This window comes from Bacterioplanes sanyensis, assembly GCF_014652515.1.
Lineage (GTDB): Bacteria > Pseudomonadota > Gammaproteobacteria > Pseudomonadales > Oceanobacteraceae > Bacterioplanes > Bacterioplanes sanyensis.
In genome coordinates, this window is the sequence record NZ_BMYY01000004.1 from 216,474 (window position 1) to 234,642 (window position 18,169).

The 18,169-nt window shown below is 52.1% G+C and carries 20 protein-coding genes; 6 read left to right on the forward strand and 14 right to left on the reverse strand.

All coding sequences use genetic code 11. The annotated features are described in order from the left end of the window. Positions 1-34: 34 nt before the first annotated feature. The 13 genes from bfr (IE090_RS08435) to IE090_RS08495 form a co-directional block, all read right to left on the reverse strand. Positions 35-502, reverse strand: coding sequence for a bacterioferritin (gene bfr, locus IE090_RS08435; protein ID WP_189387923.1), 468 nt, complete (start codon positions 500-502; stop codon positions 35-37). 2 nt (positions 503-504) lie between these two features. Beyond that, positions 505-975, reverse strand: coding sequence for a bacterioferritin (gene bfr / locus IE090_RS08440; protein ID WP_189387924.1), 471 nt, complete (start codon positions 973-975; stop codon positions 505-507). A gap of 272 nt (positions 976-1,247) precedes the next feature. After that, the gene (locus IE090_RS08445) at positions 1,248-1,730 is read right to left on the reverse strand and encodes a DUF2947 domain-containing protein (protein WP_189387925.1); all 483 of its coding nucleotides are present in this window, start codon (positions 1,728-1,730) and stop codon (positions 1,248-1,250) included. A 28-nt stretch (positions 1,731-1,758) separates the two neighbouring features. Continuing rightward, positions 1,759-3,027 carry a sensor domain-containing diguanylate cyclase gene (locus tag IE090_RS08450; protein ID WP_189387926.1) on the reverse strand — a complete coding sequence of 423 codons (1,269 nt, stop codon included), beginning with the start codon at positions 3,025-3,027 and terminating at the stop codon, positions 1,759-1,761. A 37-nt stretch (positions 3,028-3,064) separates the two neighbouring features. After that, positions 3,065-4,465 (reverse strand): threonine synthase, encoded by a 1,401-nt coding sequence (thrC, locus tag IE090_RS08455; protein ID WP_189388049.1) that lies wholly within the window; start codon positions 4,463-4,465, stop codon positions 3,065-3,067. Positions 4,466-4,563: 98 nt separating this feature from the next. Next, positions 4,564-5,064 (reverse strand): DUF3087 family protein, encoded by a 501-nt coding sequence (locus tag IE090_RS08460; RefSeq protein WP_189387927.1) that lies wholly within the window; start codon positions 5,062-5,064, stop codon positions 4,564-4,566. A 77-nt stretch (positions 5,065-5,141) separates the two neighbouring features. After that, on the reverse strand, positions 5,142-6,428 hold the full coding sequence (locus IE090_RS08465; protein ID WP_189387928.1) for a tetratricopeptide repeat protein: 1,287 nt from the start codon (positions 6,426-6,428) through the stop codon (positions 5,142-5,144). Between the two features lie 13 nt (positions 6,429-6,441). Continuing rightward, positions 6,442-7,062, reverse strand: a complete 621-nt coding sequence (locus IE090_RS08470; protein WP_189387929.1) for an energy transducer TonB — start codon at positions 7,060-7,062, stop codon at positions 6,442-6,444. A 2-nt stretch (positions 7,063-7,064) separates the two neighbouring features. Then, a complete protein-coding gene (locus IE090_RS08475) occupies positions 7,065-7,472 on the reverse strand; it encodes an ExbD/TolR family protein (RefSeq protein ID WP_189387930.1) in 408 nt (135 codons plus the stop codon). Between the two features lie 14 nt (positions 7,473-7,486). After that, complete coding sequence (locus tag IE090_RS08480; RefSeq protein ID WP_189387931.1) at positions 7,487-8,008, reverse strand: MotA/TolQ/ExbB proton channel family protein; 522 nt, start codon at positions 8,006-8,008, stop codon at positions 7,487-7,489. A 3-nt stretch (positions 8,009-8,011) separates the two neighbouring features. Then, positions 8,012-9,379 carry a MotA/TolQ/ExbB proton channel family protein gene (locus IE090_RS08485; RefSeq protein ID WP_189387932.1) on the reverse strand — a complete coding sequence of 456 codons (1,368 nt, stop codon included), beginning with the start codon at positions 9,377-9,379 and terminating at the stop codon, positions 8,012-8,014. Further along, entirely contained in the window at positions 9,379-10,155 is a 777-nt protein-coding gene (locus IE090_RS08490; protein ID WP_189387933.1) for a DUF3450 domain-containing protein, read from the reverse strand. The genes IE090_RS08485 and IE090_RS08490 overlap by 1 nt, the downstream gene beginning before the upstream one ends. 625 nt (positions 10,156-10,780) lie before the next feature. Further along, entirely contained in the window at positions 10,781-11,251 is a 471-nt protein-coding gene (locus tag IE090_RS08495; RefSeq protein ID WP_189387934.1) for a DUF2147 domain-containing protein, read from the reverse strand. A gap of 256 nt (positions 11,252-11,507) precedes the next feature. Between IE090_RS08495 and IE090_RS08500 the strand changes: the two genes are divergently transcribed. The 4 genes from IE090_RS08500 (at position 11,508) to IE090_RS08515 (ending at position 16,139) form a co-directional block, all read left to right on the forward strand. Further along, entirely contained in the window at positions 11,508-12,818 is a 1,311-nt protein-coding gene (locus tag IE090_RS08500) for a DUF4397 domain-containing protein (RefSeq protein ID WP_189387935.1), read from the forward strand. A gap of 371 nt (positions 12,819-13,189) precedes the next feature. Further along, positions 13,190-13,456 (forward strand): DUF4212 domain-containing protein, encoded by a 267-nt coding sequence (locus IE090_RS08505; RefSeq protein WP_189387936.1) that lies wholly within the window; start codon positions 13,190-13,192, stop codon positions 13,454-13,456. 14 nt (positions 13,457-13,470) lie between these two features. Further along, positions 13,471-15,255, forward strand: a complete 1,785-nt coding sequence (locus IE090_RS08510; RefSeq protein ID WP_189387937.1) for a sodium:solute symporter family protein — start codon at positions 13,471-13,473, stop codon at positions 15,253-15,255. Between the two features lie 128 nt (positions 15,256-15,383). After that, positions 15,384-16,139, forward strand: a complete 756-nt coding sequence (locus tag IE090_RS08515; protein WP_189387938.1) for an enoyl-CoA hydratase/isomerase family protein — start codon at positions 15,384-15,386, stop codon at positions 16,137-16,139. Positions 16,140-16,171: 32 nt separating this feature from the next. On the opposite strand, the gene IE090_RS08520 is transcribed toward IE090_RS08515, so the two are convergent. After that, entirely contained in the window at positions 16,172-16,513 is a 342-nt protein-coding gene (locus IE090_RS08520; protein ID WP_189387939.1) for a TRL domain-containing protein, read from the reverse strand. Between the two features lie 188 nt (positions 16,514-16,701). On the opposite strand from IE090_RS08520, the gene IE090_RS08525 reads away from it, so the two are divergent. Both IE090_RS08525 and IE090_RS08530 read left to right on the forward strand, forming a co-directional pair. Further along, positions 16,702-17,259, forward strand: a complete 558-nt coding sequence (locus IE090_RS08525; protein WP_189387940.1) for a hypothetical protein — start codon at positions 16,702-16,704, stop codon at positions 17,257-17,259. Positions 17,260-17,380: 121 nt separating this feature from the next. Next, positions 17,381-18,148 (forward strand): GNAT family N-acetyltransferase, encoded by a 768-nt coding sequence (locus IE090_RS08530; RefSeq protein WP_189387941.1) that lies wholly within the window; start codon positions 17,381-17,383, stop codon positions 18,146-18,148. Positions 18,149-18,169: the final 21 nt, after the last annotated feature.

An 18,169-nucleotide genomic window follows, 5' to 3' on the forward strand; every position in this document is an offset into this window, starting at 1 on the left:
ACACGAGCGCCTCTTCAGAAACGGAAGACGGGCATCACATCTGTGATTGCAGATAGTTGGCAAGACCGATTTTATCGATCAACCCCAGCTGTTGTTCTAACCAGTGAGTGTGGTCATTTTCGGTGTCATCTAGCAACACCTGCAACATATCGCGGGTTTGGAAGTCTCGCACCTGTTCACACAAGGCCATGACCTCACGCAAGTCGACGATGACCTTGTACTCTAGGTCCAAATCGCTTTGCAGCATGGAGGGTACGTCTTTACCGATGTTGAGCGGCACACGAGTGACCATGTCAGGGGTGCCACCCAGGAACAAAATACGCTCGATCAGCTTTGACGCATGCTCTTTTTCATCTTCAAACTCATGGTCAATCCGCGCGTGCAGCTTGGTCAGCCCCCAATCTTCATACATGCGGGAGTGAATAAAGTACTGGTCCATGGCACTGAGCTCTCCGGCCAGCAGCTCGTTTAACTTTGCAATAACTTGTGGATCGCCTTTCATGCTCACTCCTCCATCATGGCTTGCTGATAATTCTGGATACCGATGTCACCAATCAGCTGCAGCTGAGTTTCAAGCCAGTCCAGATACTCTTCTTCATATTCAAGGATATCGCGCAACAGCTCACGGCTAACAAAATCTTTGACGCTTTCACAGTAAGCAATGGCGTCACGCATGACCGTCAGCTGCTCGGTAATTTGCTCGTGATCACAGCGCAGCATTTCTTCTGTGCCCTCGCCCACTCGCAAACGGTTGAGCTTTTGCAGATTCGGCAGCCCTTCTAAAAACAAGATGCGCTCGATTAGAGCGTCGGCTTGCTTCATATCTTTTATCGATTTTTTGTATTCTTTCTCATTCAGCTCCTGCAAGCCCCAGTTCTTAAACATGCGGGCATGCAGAAAATATTGATTAATCGAGGTTAACTCGATACTTAATATCTGATTAAGGTGTTCAATAACCTTGCTGTCGCCTTGCATAAGCTCACTCCATGCATATTTCGGCAGAGTGTAAGCCGCAAACACCCAGACCGCCAATAAATAAAAGGTATCAGCTATCCGCCATAACTTTTAAACATGATTAAAATAACAATGAATCGTATTTAAAGAGTGCCGGTGAAATCCATTGCTCGTCTGTTCAACTTTTTAGTGATAGTCCGGCCTGCTTATCACTGCCGCTCATGAAGACCTAGCTTGGCGACTTAAATATCTATAAGACGCCATACAAAAGCCTTGCAAACCCGACACTGTCGTTATTTTAGCGGTCGCTCGCCTAGCTGGTATTGGCCGTCGCTAAAGAACTGCGCAACTTGCGCGCGACGCTTACCCAGCAGCAGCGGACCATCGTCAAAGAATAAAAAGTTTTTCCAATAACGCTTGAATAAGACCCATTCCGTTTCAACCACATGGTGAACGTCGTAACAGAAATAAATAACGGTATTGTCCTGCCAGTCACAGTGCTGCAATAGCTCCTCTGGCATATCGCCATTCTGACTTTCCCAGCGCTGCTGCCAATCCAGTTTTTGACTTTGCCAAATGCCATTTCGTGCCGGCCAGTCATCACTGAGAAAATGGCTGGCATGACTGGCCTCGGCACTTACTTGCTGGCGCCACAGCTGCTCTGCACTGTGTGCATTCAACGGACGAATACGAGCAAGGTCGGCCTCATCCACCGGTAACTCGCGGTGACGAAAGATCCAACCCTGGCGATAATCCTGCCATTCCAGATACTGCATAGCACTCCTAATCAGTGAACCTTGTTTTTTATTCAGCCACAACAATGCGATTGCGGCCGGCGGCTTTCGCGCGATAAAGCGCTTGGTCGGCATGATGTACCAGTTCGGCGATGTTGCCACCACCTGGCTGCACCGACGTCAAGCCGATACTCAGAGTAACCGCCTCAGCGCTGTGTGACCAATGCTCATCCGCCAGCTGCTGGCACAACTGCTGGCACAAATGGTGTCCATCCATCAAATGGGTATGCGGCATTAACAGCAAAAACTCTTCGCCCCCCCAGCGCATCAAAATGTCCGTGCGTCGCAGTCGCGACGTGAGCAATTCTGCCACCCGCTGCAACACTTGGTCACCTTGTTGGTGGCCATATTGATCATTAATGCGCTTAAAGTGGTCGATATCCAACAGCGCCACCGACAGCGGCGTATGGTAGCGACCGGCTAACTGCAATTGCTGTTCAAACTGATCGTAGCCGGCGCGGCGGTTGAGCAAGCCAGTGAGATCGTCATGCGATGCCAATGCCAGTAAACGCTGCTCTAACTGCTTTTGCTCGCTGATATCCAATACCATACCCACCATTCGCAACGCTCTGCCCTCATCATCCGTCAAGCACACGCGACCACGGTCACGCACCCATAAATACTGACCGTTGCGAGTGGCGATGCGATACTCCGCCTGATAAGCACTGCATTGACCATGAATATGCGCCCGAATCGCCTCCATGACGTGGGGATGATCATGCGGGTGAAGGCTGTTTTCCCAGCTACTCAGCTGCGGTTTCATCTCATACGGACCATAGCCCAGCATACGTTTTAGCTGCGGACTAAAAAAAACGTCGTTGGTGGCGATGTTCCAATCCCACATGCCATCGGTGGCTTCATTTAACGCAAAGTTCAACAGTGGCTCGCGGCTGCGCAGCTGTTGCTCGACAGCATCACGGCGCTGCAAATCTCGCACCTGCGATAGCAAATACTCTTGGCCACCCCAGGTTACCAAATGGGACAACACTTCCACTGAGAACTCGCTGCCATCAGCGCGTACATGTCGACCACAAAAAATGTAGTCCGGCACTTCTCGAATCGCCGCGACGATGGCGTGCCAATGCTCAAGATCGACCACATCGCGCTGCAGACTAAATACCGTTTGCTGCGACAGTTGAGCTTGGCTCAGCCCCAGTTGCTGACAGCCGCTGCGATTGGACAGCAGTATGCGACCACTCGCAGGGTCAATGAGGTAAACGGCATCACGCAATTGATCGTATGCGTAAAAGGCCTGCAGGACGACATCAGGTAAAGACATGGCAATAGCGCCACTGCCAAAGGCAGTGGCGTGCGTGTTAGGCAAACACGGTATCGGCAATAAACTGCTGCACGTTATCCAACTCAGCTGGCAGCACAGTCACGCGTTCTTCACGGCTCATTAAATCTGCCAAGTGATGCGGCAATTCAGGCGTAGGGAAACCCGCTTGTTGGATGGCCTGCTCGAATTTCACCGGATGCGCAGTGCCTAAGGTGATCATTGGAATACCGGTATTACGACGCGTCTGGCGCGCAGCTTCCACACCGATGGCGGTATGAGGGTCGAGCAAATAACCCGTTTCGTTATAGACCGCCTGAATGGTGCTGACGGTGGTCGCTTCGTCGACGGCGTGGCTATCAAATACCTGACGCGCACGGGCTAAACGATCGGCATCTAACTCAACGCTGTGCTCGCGCTGGTTCATTTGCTCCATCAAGGCGCTCATTTCTTCGCCATTATGATCGTACAGATCAAACAGCAAGCGCTCGAAGTTACTCGACACCGCAATGTCCATGGACGGAGTAATGGTGTGATGCAACGGCTTCACTTCATACAGGTTGCTGCTCATCAAACGATGCAGAACATCGTTGCTGTTGGTGGCAATGACCAACTGCTCAATGGGCAAGCCCATCTTGCGTGCCATGTAACCGGCAAAAATATCGCCAAAGTTCCCCGTCGGCACAGAGAACGCCATTGAACGCAGCGGCCCGCCTAGGTTGAGGCTGGCATAAAAGTAATACACGATCTGAGCCATGATGCGGGCCCAGTTGATGCTATTAACGGCCACCAACTTGCGCTCACCGCGCAAGAATTGCTGATCACGGAAACTGGCTTTGACCATATCTTGGGCTTGGTCAAAGTTACCCTCGATGGCGATATTGTGAATGTTATCACCCTGTACCGTCGTCATTTGACGGCGCTGGACATCGGATACTTTGCCATGCGGGTGAAGAATAAAGATATCGACATTTTTGCAGGCCTTGGTGCCTTCAATGGCGGCCGAGCCGGTGTCGCCTGAGGTCGCCCCCATAATGACCACTTTTTCATTGCGACGCTCAAGCACGTAGTCGAGCAAGCGACCTAACAGCTGCAGGGCAAAATCTTTAAATGCCAAGGTGGGGCCATGAAACAGCTCCAGCACGTATTCGTTGTGGTCCAACTGCTGCAGCGGCGCAATGGCTTTGTGGCCAAACACGGAGTAAGCCTGCTCAATCATGTCGCGCAGGGCATCAGGATCGACCGAGCCTTCCACAAATGGGTAAATGACTTTATGGGCCAGCTCGGTGTATGGCAGATCACGCCATGATTCTATTTCTTCCAAGCTGAAGTGCGGGACATCCTTGGGAACATACAAGCCACCGTCGGCCGCCAGACCGGTCAGCAACACTTCTTCAAAGCTGAGTTCGGGGGCACTTCCGCGGGTCGATACGTACTTCATCATGACGCTATTGCTCTGCCAGAAATTCGGAATCCAGCATTTTACATAACTTGACTAGGGTGTACATCCGCACAGCGCGCTAGCAGCTATCTGTGCGGTTATAAGCGCTGCAAACGTTCACGCTGGTAATCGTCGAGGCTAACGCTTAACCCCAGCCTTTCAATTTGAGCATCCAACTCACGTATTTGCGCCGTTAGCTCCTCAAGGGTCAGGGTATTGTTTTCCAGCTGATAAACATATAAAGAACCGTGCAAACTGTAATAGCGCACGATGATCGCATCGACATTATCCTCTGCCAGTGCTGCTTCTAACTTACGACTGGCCCGATAAATACGGTTTAACTCACCTTTTAACGCCAAAACGTAACGCACATCGGCCATCCAAGGTTGCTGGCGCAACAGATAAACCACCAATGACAGCACGGCAACGGCAGAAATAACCGCAGCCAGGTTTAACCACAAGCCATCATTGCTGGGCCACAACCCATGATACAACTCTGATAAACCCAACCCGACAACAAACAAACTGGCCATCAGCCCCCATTGCAAGCGTGACACCTGCCGCTGGTAGCGATCTTTATCGATGGATTTAAACGCCATTTCTTACTCTCTTATCTAAAAAAACGGCCCGAGCCTGAAAGACCCGAGCCGCTTTATCAGCCAATACGGCGACGTGCCTAACGCACCTCGGCCATATAAGCGCGACGCTGCTTTTCACTTTTAATGTAAGACAGCCATTGATTAGCAACCTTATCATCAGGATCACTGGCCTTGACTGCCGCAAAGACCTTCTCTGCACCGTCTAGGTTGTCCATATTAAACATCACCAGACCTTTCAAGATACGAGCACTGTGAGCGTTCTTCAGCTCATCGTCCTTTAATGCCTGATTGACGTTGCTCAGCGCTTGCTTCCATTCTTGGCGCTCAGTATGGATTTGGGCCAGCTTAAAGTAGTCATCGCCTTCGCCCGATGCCTTGGCTGCTTTTGCCATCACGACAATCGCTTTGTCGTACTCTTTGGCCAGCATCCAAGCATCGCCCAGCAGTGACAAGTTACGCGCAGTGGCTTCGATTTTTTCCTCTTTGAGGCCTTTCTCGATCACACGCGCAGCCTTGTAGGGCACCTCCTGCGACAGCAGCGCCTGAGCCAGGTTTACCAGCTCATTTTCTTTTTGCAGCAAGCCTTTGTCGTAAGCCGTCTCCAGCGTCGACAACTCTTTCATCGGCTTGCCCAGCTCGCTGTACACCGCCGCCAGCTGCACCCAATACTGCCCTTTAGGGTATAAAGTCGCTAAGTCCTGCAGACAGCGCGCCAAGTTTGGATAGTCGCGGTTCTGGTAATAAATCGCGCGTTCCAGCATCAGCCAGTTCTCGCGTGGTTTTTTACCGTCTGCCTTAACATCCGCGATGGCGAACTTGATATCTGGCAAGGCCTTTTTGTACTGATCCAGCTGAAAGTAGATCTGTGCGCGCAGCACATGAGCTTCAGCACTTGGCTTGTCAACCAAGCCAAACCAGCGATTCAATGGCCCCAGAGCTTTCTTGTAGTCTTCCTGCACCAAGTGCAACTTGGCCAAGCTATACAAGGTATTTTGCTCCAGACTTTCTGGAATCTCATCAATCGCGACCAGTTTTTCGTAGGCGCCAATGGCATCGACGTAGTTTTCCTGGTTGAAGTAGACGTAGGCAAACATGTTGTACGTCATGGCCTTCTCATAGGAGTTACGACGCATATCAGACAGGTCCTGAAGTTCTTCCAGGGCTTCCTGATACTTTTGCTCATCGGCCAACTCGCGGGCTGTATCCAAGCGCTTAAACACCTGCTCACGCATGGTTTGCACACGCTTCACTCGCTTCTCACTGCGAGACGAATCGCCCTCAGCGGCCACGGCGGTGGTTGGCACCACCGCCAGCAGCGAGCAAGACAACATGCCAGCAGCGATGACAGTCACTAAGTGTTTCATGGCTTACCTCCTGTCATTTTTCCAGTTCAAAGCGAATGATGTTACGTACCCCAGGCACTTCGATAGGCTGACCATCGACCACCTTGGGTTTGTATTTGAACTTGGATGCGGCGCGCAGTGCTGATCGGTTAAAGATGCCTGGCGGCTCTGCTTCGACCACGATTGGGTCTTTCACCGTACCCAACTTGGTCACCGTAAACTCGACCACCACATACCCTTCAATACCACGCTGAGCAGCGCGACGCGGGTAGTTAGGCGCGACTTTTACAATCGGCAGGTACTCACCATCACTGGTGTTCACGCCGCCAAGTCCGGCATCCACATTTAAGTCGGCACCGATATCAAAGCCACCCACATCAAAGCCATCGGCAGATGCCTTAGCGACATCCGGCTTCGGCATATCTGGTTTAGGCGGCTCCTGTGGTGGCGTCGGCGGCTTCTGCGGCTTGCGCTCTTTGGTTTGCACCTCGTCATCGGGCTTTTGCATAACAAAGCTTTCGATGCGACCGAAGTCTTGCTCGTTTAATACCGAGCCCCCGCTACTGATGAGGCTCTGCATTACCCAGAAGACAGCGAAGGTTGCAACCGCAGCAATGGCCAGAGAGGCGCCAAAGCGTACAAAGGCAGATTGCATGATTACCTCTCTGTTGCCAGGGATACGTCGTACACACCCGCGGCCCGTGCTGCATCCATCACAGCCACCAGCACTCGGGTTTTGGCTTCTTCATCCGCTTGCACGACCACCGTTCCCTGAGGGTTTTCAGCGTGCAAACGCTCAATGTTGGCCCGCACCTGGCTCTCATCGACACGGCGCTTATCGATCCAGATTTCGTTGAGGTCGTTGATGGCGATCAGGATGTTCGCGCGCGGCTTAGACTGCGCGGTATTGGCATCCGGACGATTTACCTCAATACCAGACTCTTTAACAAACGAGGCCGTCACGATAAAGAAGATCAGCATGATGAATACCACGTCCAACATCGGCGTGATATCAATTTGGCCTTCCTCTTCGGACGCCGTCAGGTTAGAAAAACCACGTCTCATAATTATTTACTCACTCAGTGATCAAATGTTAATTGATCTTCCAGATGAATCTTTTCACGGCTGATGTAACGGTCCAGCAATGACTGGGCAAATACCCCGGTCAACGCACCTACCATCCCTGCCATGGTCGGTATGGTGGCCTTGGAAATACCGGAAGCCATGGCTTTCGGGCTACCGTTACCAATAAAGGCCATCACATCAAACACTTCGATCATGCCGGTGACGGTGCCCAGCAAGCCGAACAGCGGAGCCATACCAATTAACATTTTGATCGTGGTCATGTTGGCGCTCAGGTCATACTCCAGCTTGCTGATCAGGTCCTGACGGACCTGATGCGCATGCCAGGAGCGACGCTCAGAGCGGGCCTCCCACTCTTGAACCGACGTGCGCACAGAGCGCTTGTGGACAAAAGTGAAGTAAGCCACGCGCTCCAGCACCAACAGCCACAGCACAAAGATCAAACCTAAAATACCGTACAGAACGTCTCCGCCACGCTCCATAAATAGGTAAACCGGTTCGTACAGTTCAACGAACATAACTTATGCCGCTTTTGATTGTTGCTCGGCCTGGCGTGCCAGGATGCCGGTCGCGCGCTCTTCCAGAATCATCATCAGTTCACGCGAGCGGTTGTACGCCAAGGTGTGTAAGAACACACATGGAATGGCTGCGACCAGACCCAGAACTGTGGTTACCAGAGCTTGCGAAATACCACCTGCCATCAACTTAGGATCGCCGGTACCGAACAGAGACATGGTTTCAAATACGTCGATCATACCGGTCACTGTACCCAGAAGACCCAGCAGCGGTGCCACGACAGAGATGATTTTGATCCAGCCAATGGCGCGCGTCAGGCGAGGCACTTCAGCGGCAATGGCTTCACCCAAGTGCAGCTCCAGCGTTTCGGTGTCCGCACCTTTGTTAGCATTGAAGACCGCCATCACACGACCCAGAGAATTGTTCTCGTTGGCTTGGTCAGACTTCATTTGCTTATAGACTTTGCTGCGCTCGATTTGCAGACCAATCATGCGCCAGATCGCCAGCAAAATACCGATCACGGCCAGACCGATGATGATGTAACCCACCACACCGCCTTGGTCGACACGGTCACCCAGCTCAGGAGATTGACCCATAATCTTCAGCAGCTGACCACGTGATGGATCGATCCAGAAACCGGTCAAGTCAGCACCACCAGCAGTTTGCAGCTCGCCCGCAGGGCCGGTGTAACGACCACCAGGCTGCTTATCTAACTCAACCAAACGGCCAGTTTGCAGATCCCAGTTCAAATATTTGCCGTCAGACACCACGTTGAAACCACCGACACGCGTCACGGTTTTTTCAACCGTATCGCCGCTTGGCAGAACAACTGGAGCTTGGTACTGAGCGATGTGACCAGAATAAGTGGCTTCACGCTGCATTTCGTACCACAGGCGCTCTAACTGCTCGATGGATGGCAACTTAGAAGAAGAACCCGCCGTAGCAATCAAGTCCGTCAAGAACTCATCACGACCTGGCAATTGCGAGCTCACCACCGAACCTTCGAATACCGCTTTGGTGTCGCCAGACACTTGCTGCAGCACACCAAACAGCTCTTTCAACGAACCCATGCGCTCGGTTAAGCGCTCTTGTGCTTCGGCGATTTTGCCTTCGTTGTCAGCAAACTGCTGCTCTTTCTGGGCACTCAGTTGCTCTAACCGCGTGCGTTGTGCCTTGGCATCGGCAACCATCTTCTGTTGCTCTGCTTTCGAGCTGTTGAAGCGTTGCAAACGCTGACGAAACTCTTGGTTGTCTCGCGCTTGGCCTTCTTTCACCAGATTTAACAGGTCGTCGACGCTCAGCGATTCTTCGGCCTGCACAAAAGGCGTCGAAATGGCCAACGCCGCTGCGACCATTAATGCTTTCAATTTCATTAGTTGGCCTCCTGTGGCGCTGCTACCGGCACCTTGATGAGATCAGGTGCTGCCTGTTCGCGGGCGATACGAATACCTGCCATTACACGGCTTTTATAAGACGCATCTAGGTCTTGCCACTCGCGCAGGTTGTTATTCCACACACCCAACTCTTTGCCGTCCAGCGACTGATAAATCAGTGCCACACGACCCACACGCAAGAAGTCTACTTCACGTGTTTCGTTGTTCAGCTCTAAGGTGCCGCGATAAGACTCAATGGTACGACCGTAATCGACCTCAGCTTGGTAGGCTTCCAGCACTTTGCGGTATTGCTCCGCCATGGTGACATCAGAGCGACCCATCAAAGACTTCAAGCCTTCAACGCGCTCACGGCGCTCATCCGCAAGGAAGGGCACGTCGGCTTCGACAAAGCGCTCAATGGCGCCAATCATTTTCAACATCAGCGGCGTAATCTGGCGCTGAACCAGGTTTACTTGGCGAATGCTGGATTCGATTTCATCCAGTTCTTGTTGTTGGCTATTGAGCTGTTTATCCAGTTGCTGAATGTAAACATTCAGACCATCGATCTCTTTTACCAGACCGCGATATTCACGCTCAGCTGAGCGAATCTGGTCATCTACGGCATCAATTCGCTGCTGTGATTGCTGAGCCTTGTTGACTCGCTTGGCGCCATCTTCCAGTGCTTTATCGACTGTGTTGGCTTGCGCACCGAAGGCTACTCCGGCGCTGATCACTGCAGCTGCCAGAATATTACGAGTTCGCAGTTGCATCGGCATAGTTGTTACCCGTGTCAATCTTCTTTTGCCTGTTACCAGGCCCCCAAATAAACCCGCGCAGGGTAAGGTAGTTATGTTACAAGTCTGTTACTTGACAGAAACGCTGCAGTTTTATGACAGGAACGCTGGTTGTTTGTCAAATAATGGCAGCAGATCTACCTACCTTTAAGCAGCGCGCATCTTACTGTTTTTCATAAGAAATCGCTCCTTTTTCTTGTCTTTGTCTTAAATGACCGACACCAGAAGTGCCAAACTGATAACAAACTTCTAAATAACACCCAAAAAACGAATTTAATTTGGAAAAATCGACAGCACCAACAGATGATTTACACGCTTGTCTGTTGCGACATAAGGGGACCACTCACCACATTGGCCCTTTCAGATTTCACGCACGGGCTAAGCCGCAAGCGAACCAAGGGGTTAATGTGCGTTTTGCCGAACCCATACATAACCGTGACCGCATTAGCCACCAGGTTGTAAGTAGTTTCACAGGGTACGATGCGCCAGGCCCGAAGGCAGGAAGAGAAAACAACAGGCAACAATGCAGCGGGCGCGCTTGAGCGCGCCCTCATGATAGGAAATACGCCGCCGCACTGCGGTTAGCGGCCGCTAACCTGAACAAGTTTCAATGATTGATGGCCACGCCATCCGCCTCATAGCGCAGCCATTGCTGACTACGGCCCAGCCAAGACACACCGATGTAACCGCGCACCTCGAGAGATTGGCCGTCCTCAGCCACATCCAGCTTCGACTTATAAATGCTGCCAGATTTAGGATCGAGGATTTGGCCGCTGCGCCACTCCCCCTCACCCTCTTGCTCTAGCCCCCACATAAAGGTCAAGCCTTCAATCGGCTGGTCCTTAAAATCATCTGGGCACTCTTCACAGGTTTTGCCCTTATCGTCGGGGCGCAATAATTCGACGATGGTACCTTCTAATAGACCTTCTTTATTAACGCGGATTTCCACCACGCTGGCTTGCGAGCCATCTTCGTCATCAATGGTAACCCAGCGGCCTTCGGCTGGGTCTGCACATAAAGAAACGGATACAAAGCACGCCGACACGGCTGCAAGGTGAGAAAAAAACGAACGAAACATGGTGAGTCCCCAGAATTTATGAGTGTTGTTATTGTCATTTTGCCCAGTACAGGCTGAATCGATTATATAAAGCTGCCTTCGCCTGTCCAGCCACAGACCAGCAAAACCTGTGCATACCGGTGGCACTGCCAAATAGGACAATTCCTACAAAAGTTAGCAGTCTCGCATAACTTTCTGAACTTCCTGTACAACAATATATCTACCCAAATCCTGTACACAACAATACAACCCAGTACAGGGCAACTGGAGGTTATAGATGATGAAAGTATCTCAACTGATCGCCGTATCTGCGGTATCACTGGGCCTAGTCGCCTGTGGCAGTGATGACAACAACGATAAAGACTACGCCTACCTTCGCGTTCTTCATGCGTCAGCCGATGCGCCGGCAGTCGACGTGCTGGTCGATGGCAAAGCCGTGCTAGAAAACGTGAGCTTTCAACAAGGCTCTGGCTATTTGAAGGTCGAGGCTGGGGGCCGTGATGTTGCTCTACGCGTCGCAGGCACCGATACCATTGCCCTGCAGGCCAGCCTGACACTAGAAGAAGATGGCCGTTACTCGGTGATTGCCCAAAACCAAGTGGCCAACTTGGAACTGGAAGTGCTGGATGACACCGCTCGCTATAACAACGACAGCACGGATGTCACCGTGGTGCACGCCGCCCCCACTGCTGGCAATGTCGATGTCTACGTCACGGCTAACGGTGCCGATTTGGGCCAAGCGACCTTGAGCGACGTGCCATTTGATGCCAATGCATCCTTAGCCGATGTCGCCATGGGTGACTACCAAGTACGCCTAACGGGCGCAGGCAGCGACACCGTCGTGTATGACTCAGGCAGCCTTGCCATCGCTGGCGACATTACCGCCGTTGCCGTCGCCAGCAGCAAAGGCGCCTCACCCGTCACCTTATTAGCCTGGAGCGATAGCGTCACACCCGTGTTGGATAACAGCGCAGAAGTGCGCGTCGTGCACGCCGTGGATGCCGCCGACGTTGATGTATACGCAGGCGGCAACAAGCTGTTGGACGACTTCTCCTTTATGGATACCAGCGGAGGCTATGTCAAAGTGATGGCAGGTGAGTTGGATGTGGCAATCACAGGCGCTGACAGCACTTTGCAAGATGCCTTTAGTAATCTATCCGCCACCTTGACCCTAGCGCGCGGCGAGTCTTATACCGTCATTGCCGCAGGCGACACCGGCGCATTGGCACAAGCGCAACTGATCACCTTGATGGACAAACGCAATAATGCCTCCAGCACCGACGGCGATGTGCGCTTAGTGCACGCTTCATCCGCCGCTGCGGCTGACCCCGTCGACATTTTTGTTTATGGCCAAGGCAGCACTCAACCGGCACAGCCTAACTTTGCCGATGTCACCTTTGGCCAAGATACTGGCTACGTCGCCTTACCGGCCGGTACTTATACCGTCGACATCGCAGCCGATGGCACCACCACACCAGCCATACCAGGTACCGATGCCATTGCCATCGAAGCTGGTAGCGTTAGCACCGCCATTGCCGTTGGCAACGGCTCGGGTTTATCCGCCATTTTGTTAAATGACCAGCGCTAAACGCCAAGGGCCTCCTAAGGAGGCCCGTTTTAATGACTACTCACTCTTATAAAGCTACCTAACAGCAATCAGACTCACCCCCTGCCAGCTCACTCTCATCGGCTAACCCAACAACCGATGCGTCGTTCCATATCAGAGAAAACCGACCCATCCCATCTCGTTTGAGAAAGCACAACGCCGCTGGGCAATCTACTACCAAGGTCGTCCTGTTCCTATAAGTAACACTCCCAGAAATATCTAAGTTATTGTTTTATAAGGATAAATTTAAATTTAAGAAGTGATCACTGCAAGTTAATACCAAGGTCTATCTTCTTAACCCGCCGACACTCCCCTAGCTTGAAATGGCATCTAATAAAAATCAGGAGGGGGCTATGGCTTTCAAATCCGATGACGATCGAAATGCCTACTGGCGCAAAAACATTAACCTCATGCTCACATTACTGGTGGTCTGGGCCTTAGTGTCATACGGTTTCGGCATCTTGCTGCGCCCGATGCTCGACGCAATTCCCGTTGGTGGTGTTGGGCTCGGGTTCTGGTTTGCGCAAAACGGATCCATTTACGTGTTTCTTTTCCTGGTGTTTTTCTACGCCAAAAAAATGCGCCAGCTCGACCGCGAGTTTGGCGTTGATGACGACTGAGTGAGGATAACACCATGGATTTGCAGACCTTAACCTACATCGTTGTAGGCGCGACCTTCGCGCTCTACATGGGCATTGCCGTTTGGGCGCGGGCCGGTACCACAGGCGAATACTATGCTGCTGGCCGTGGCGTGCACCCGGTCGCCAACGGCATGGCCACGGCGGCTGACTGGATGTCGGCGGCTTCGTTTATTGGCATGGCTGGTTTAATCGCCTTTAAAGGCTACGACGCCTCCATCTTTTTAATGGGCTGGACTGGCGGCTATGTGCTGCTGGCTTTGTGTTTGGCGCCTTACTTGCGCAAGTTCGGCAAGTTTACCGTGCCGGATTTTATCGGCGATCGCTATTATTCACGCTCCGCTCGCATCGTTGCTGTGATTTGCCTGATCGTCGCCTCTCTTACCTACGTGATCGGCCAGATGAAAGGCATCGGCGTGGCGTTTTCGCGCTTCCTCGATGTGGATTACGCGACGGGATTGTACGCCGGCATGGGCATTGTGTTCTTCTACGCCGTGCTCGGTGGCATGAAGGGCGTTACCTACACCCAGATCGCGCAATACTGTGTGTTAATTTTCGCCTACACCGTGCCAGCTGTGTTTATCTCCCTCAATCTGACCGGCAATCCACTGCCACAGTTAGGCTTTTTGAGCGATACCGCCGATGGCACGCCGCTATTGGTGAAACTGGATCAAACCCTGGTCGATTTAGGCTTTGCTGAGTACACCGCGCAAAAAGGCGGCACCTTCAACATGCTGATGTATACCCTGTCATTGATGATGGGCACCGCTGGCTTGCCGCACGTGATTATTCGCTTTTTCACCGTACCTAAAGTATCGGATGCGCGTACTTCTGCCGGTTGGGCACTGTTGTTTATTGCCATTCTCTACACCACTGCACCGGCCGTGGGCTCAATGGCGCGCTTAAACCTGACCAACACCATTCAAGACCCAGCCTTCGACATCGGTGACCCACAAGGCAACCTGGTGTACGACGAGCGTCCCGACTGGTTCCGCAATTGGGAAACCACAGGGCTGTTAGAATTTGAAGATAAAAACGGCGACGGTCGCATCCAATACTACAACGACCAAAACCCAGAGTTTGCTGCCATGGCTGAAAAAGAATTCGGCTGGAAAGGCAACGAAATGGTGAAAGTCGACCGTGACATCATGGTGTTGGCGAACCCAGAAATTGCCAAGTTACCTAACTGGGTGATTGCTCTGGTAGCTGCTGGCGGTTTGGCAGCGGCGCTATCCACGGCAGCCGGTCTGTTGATTGCTATTTCTTCGGCGATTTCCCACGACTTGCTGAAAAGCACCTTTATGCCGCACATCAGTGAAAAGCAGGAGTTGATGTCAGCACGGATCGCCATGGCCGGTGCCATTTTGGTGGCCGGCTACCTAGGGCTGAATCCGCCCGGCTTTGCTGCCCAGGTAGTGGCCTTGGCCTTTGGTCTTGCTGCGTCGTCGATCTTCCCGGTATTGATGATGGGCATCTTCAGCTCACGCATTAATAATATCGGCGCCGTCAGCGGCATGTTGGTCGGCCTCACCTCGACTCTGGTGTACATCTTCACCTATAAAGGCTGGTTCTTTGTGCAAGGTACCAACATGCTGCCCAACACACCGGACAGCTGGTTCTTAGGCGTAGCACCCGAGGCCTTTGGTGCCATCGGTGCACTGCTGAACTTCGTGACCGCCTTTATCGTCACCAAAATGACCGCACCAGTACCGGAAGAGATCCGCCACATGGTGGAAGACATTCGCTTCCCCAAAGGCGCCGGTGCAGCTCAGGATCATTAATCCATTCCACAAAACCTTAACCCGGCTTCGGCCGGGTTTTTTATGCCGCAGCTACTCAGATGTTTGCTTCGATCATTGCCGTCTAAGCAAGGCTCTGCAATGATCCGGCCTTTATTTGAGGGTTTAACATGTACCAAGACATTGAATTCAACGTTGAGCAACGCATCGCCACCATTACGTTTAATCGCCCCGAAGTGTTTAACGCCATTCGCGTGCAAACCTACCAAGAGGTGATCTCAGCATTAAAAGACTGTGAGCAGCGCGACGATGTCAGCGTGATCATCATCACCGGCGCTGCGGGTAAATTTTGCGCCGGCAATGACCTGACGGATTTACTGCCAGAGGGTGATCTGGCCGGAGTACAGCAAGGCGTCGCGGGGATTTTTGATACCTTAGCGGCCATGCAAAAGCCCTTAATTCTGGCGCAAGAAGGGGTCGCCGTGGGCATTGGCGCTAACTTGCTACTGCACGCTGATTTGGCTTTTGCCGGTCGCAGCATTCGCTACAGCCTGCCCTTTAGTAAAATTGGCGTCGCAGCAGAAGGCGGCTCATCCGTGCTGTTAAAAGAAATGATCGGCCCTAAAGCCGCTGCAGATTTGTTGCTCACTGGGCGTTTTTTCAACGCCGAAGAAGCCGAGCGCTGGGGCTTTATTAATAAAGCCGTCGATGACGGCAGCGCCTTAGAGCACGCACAAAAGGCGGCAACCGAGCTGCTTAAAAACTCACAAGATGCCATTCGTGCAATCAAGCAACTGGGACGCCGAGAAGACCACCGCCAGCGAGTCAATAGCGCCGTTAAAGCTGAGATGGAGGCTTTTTCACAGTTGTTGCAAACGCCAGAAACACAGATGCGTATTCAACAAGTTCTAAAAGGAAAGGGCTAAAGTAGGAGCCGTCTAGGCTCCTACCTGCAAGATTATTCGCCGTACACGATGGTGGTCGTTTGTGCGAACAGTCCCAGCAAAACAGTCGTGTTGCGATAATCTACATGGTGTACCTTGGTGATATTGGCATTTTTCATTGCCTCAGTCACAGAAGAGTCACCAAAGCTCAACAGGCCAAACACGGCTGTGGTAGATGCTTCACCAACTTTTGCCGGCTGTGCATCTTTGTGTGTTGGCACCGCCAAGGCAGCTGCGGTCGAGGTGGTGTTCGACATCAATGCGCCACTCAGGGTTGGGCCACCTGGGTAGACATTCGTTGCACAGCCAGACAGCAGCACGACCAGCGCAACCGCGCAGATTTTAATCAATTTCATTTATTTCTTTCCTTTTCCATTGGATACCAGAGCCCGAGGACGACATATCATGCAAAACCGGCAACCGACGCACCACCTTCCCCGAAGCGGCGCGCATTATACCGGGACGGCTCAGTGAAGTAACCCGGTTCAGCTAGGGTTCAGTTCACATTTCTATGCTGCCACTTTTTAACTTGTGAGAACTCTCGATGAAAATTTGGCTTTTGCCAGTATTACTGTTGACTTTCTCTGCCCAGGCGCAGCCTTCACACATAATCCACGCTGGGCTGATTCGTGCAACCGGTGATGCCGAACATGATTTTTTCGGTATCAGCAATCACTCAGACCTCGATGTTTACGGCTTCAGCTTGGCACATAGCTTTTATTTCAACCGCACGGATAATCAGCTACAGACGACGCTAAGCCGGCGCAACCTCGTATTCAACGACAGCCAAGAACATGGTCACTTGTGGGGGCTCGATATCGACTGGAAAGTGACGCTCGGGCACTACCGGCTAAAGCCTTATGTGAGTGCTGGCATGGGCTATCAGCAACACAGCGCACACCAAGAAAAAGATTTTTTTGACGATGACCTCTCCGGTATCAACATTAATGTAGGCGCCGGAATGATATTGGATAAAGACAACTGGCGCTTCGACCTCGGCTATCAACGCAAAGCCGTCTGGAGCAACGCCAATCTCGCTTTATTTTTTGATAGCGAAACCCGCTTGGATGAACTCAGCTTCTCCATCGGGCGCCTGTTCTAACCCTTTCATATGGGCACCGAATTATTAAGCGCGCCGCGGAGCAAATTCGCTGCCCTAAATCAAGACATCAACCCCCTCCTAGGCTTAGGCTGAGCCAAAAACATAAGAAAGGAGCAGCGCCATGGTGGATGTCATCGCCCTTGATCGCAGCAATATTGAAGACGAGCATATTTGCTGCGCTTTTAGTGATAAAAAATGCGCCCAGGGCTACCAAGCCAAAAAAGACTGGCTAACTCAGCAGTTTGAGCAGGGTTATCACTTTGATCGCTTAGATGCCAGAGCCAAGGTCTTTCTGGAATATGGCCCGGCCGAGCAGGCATGGTGGCCAGTCGAAGCCCCACACGCCCTGGCCCTGAACTGTTTTTGGGTCTCTGGCCGCTACAAGCAGCAGGGTTATGCCAAGGCGCTGCTGGAGCGTGCCAAAGCCGCAGCCAAGGCCGAGGGGCGTGATGCGCTGGTCACAGTGGCGGGCCAAAAGAAATTTCACTTTATGAGTGACGGCCGCTGGCTAAAGCGCCAAGGTTTTGTGGTCGTCGATCAAACCGATGATGGCTTTGAGTTGCTGCAACTTGCCCTGAATGATCGTGCTGGCGAGTCACGCTTCGCTGACTGCGTCCAGCAAAAACAGGGGTTAGCACAGCAAGGATTGGTGGTGTATTACAGCCATCGCTGTCCCTTCACCGATTTCCATGTTAATCAGGAGCTGCCCGCCACGGCGGCCAAACGTGGCTTACCACTCACCATCGTGCACCTAAATAGCCTAGAAAAAGCGCGTTCGGCGCCCACGCCAGCCACTATTTTTAGCCTGTTTTATCAAGGGAAATTTATTACCACAGATTTAAGTGCGTGTATGGACAGCCGTTTTGATAAGGTCACCAAAATTACCTGACGATGGGCGCTGCAGCGCCCA

Bases quoted from the DNA above. Each gene is read 5' to 3' on its own strand.
- IE090_RS08445 (WP_189387925.1), bottom strand. From the start codon at position 1,730: ATGCAGTATCTGGAATGGCAGGATTATCGCCAGGGTTGGATCTTTCGT.
- IE090_RS08490 (WP_189387933.1), bottom strand. From the start codon at position 10,155: ATGCCGATGCAACTGCGAACTCGTAATATTCTGGCAGCTGCAGTGATC.
- IE090_RS08505 (WP_189387936.1), top strand. From the start codon at position 13,190: ATGGCTTTCAAATCCGATGACGATCGAAATGCCTACTGGCGCAAAAAC.
- bfr (WP_189387924.1), bottom strand. From the start codon at position 975: ATGCAAGGCGACAGCAAGGTTATTGAACACCTTAATCAGATATTAAGT.
- IE090_RS08450 (WP_189387926.1), bottom strand. From the start codon at position 3,027: ATGTCTTTACCTGATGTCGTCCTGCAGGCCTTTTACGCATACGATCAA.
- IE090_RS08515 (WP_189387938.1), top strand. From the start codon at position 15,384: ATGTACCAAGACATTGAATTCAACGTTGAGCAACGCATCGCCACCATT.
- IE090_RS08460 (WP_189387927.1), bottom strand. From the start codon at position 5,064: ATGGCGTTTAAATCCATCGATAAAGATCGCTACCAGCGGCAGGTGTCA.
- thrC (WP_189388049.1), bottom strand. From the start codon at position 4,465: ATGAAGTACGTATCGACCCGCGGAAGTGCCCCCGAACTCAGCTTTGAA.
- IE090_RS08525 (WP_189387940.1), top strand. From the start codon at position 16,702: ATGAAAATTTGGCTTTTGCCAGTATTACTGTTGACTTTCTCTGCCCAG.
- IE090_RS08485 (WP_189387932.1), bottom strand. From the start codon at position 9,379: ATGAAATTGAAAGCATTAATGGTCGCAGCGGCGTTGGCCATTTCGACG.
- IE090_RS08475 (WP_189387930.1), bottom strand. From the start codon at position 7,472: ATGAGACGTGGTTTTTCTAACCTGACGGCGTCCGAAGAGGAAGGCCAA.
- IE090_RS08530 (WP_189387941.1), top strand. From the start codon at position 17,381: ATGGTGGATGTCATCGCCCTTGATCGCAGCAATATTGAAGACGAGCAT.
- IE090_RS08520 (WP_189387939.1), bottom strand. From the start codon at position 16,513: ATGAAATTGATTAAAATCTGCGCGGTTGCGCTGGTCGTGCTGCTGTCT.
- bfr (WP_189387923.1), bottom strand. From the start codon at position 502: ATGAAAGGCGATCCACAAGTTATTGCAAAGTTAAACGAGCTGCTGGCC.
- IE090_RS08510 (WP_189387937.1), top strand. From the start codon at position 13,471: ATGGATTTGCAGACCTTAACCTACATCGTTGTAGGCGCGACCTTCGCG.
- IE090_RS08500 (WP_189387935.1), top strand. From the start codon at position 11,508: ATGATGAAAGTATCTCAACTGATCGCCGTATCTGCGGTATCACTGGGC.
- IE090_RS08495 (WP_189387934.1), bottom strand. From the start codon at position 11,251: ATGTTTCGTTCGTTTTTTTCTCACCTTGCAGCCGTGTCGGCGTGCTTT.
- IE090_RS08465 (WP_189387928.1), bottom strand. From the start codon at position 6,428: ATGAAACACTTAGTGACTGTCATCGCTGCTGGCATGTTGTCTTGCTCG.
- IE090_RS08480 (WP_189387931.1), bottom strand. From the start codon at position 8,008: ATGTTCGTTGAACTGTACGAACCGGTTTACCTATTTATGGAGCGTGGC.
- IE090_RS08470 (WP_189387929.1), bottom strand. From the start codon at position 7,062: ATGCAATCTGCCTTTGTACGCTTTGGCGCCTCTCTGGCCATTGCTGCG.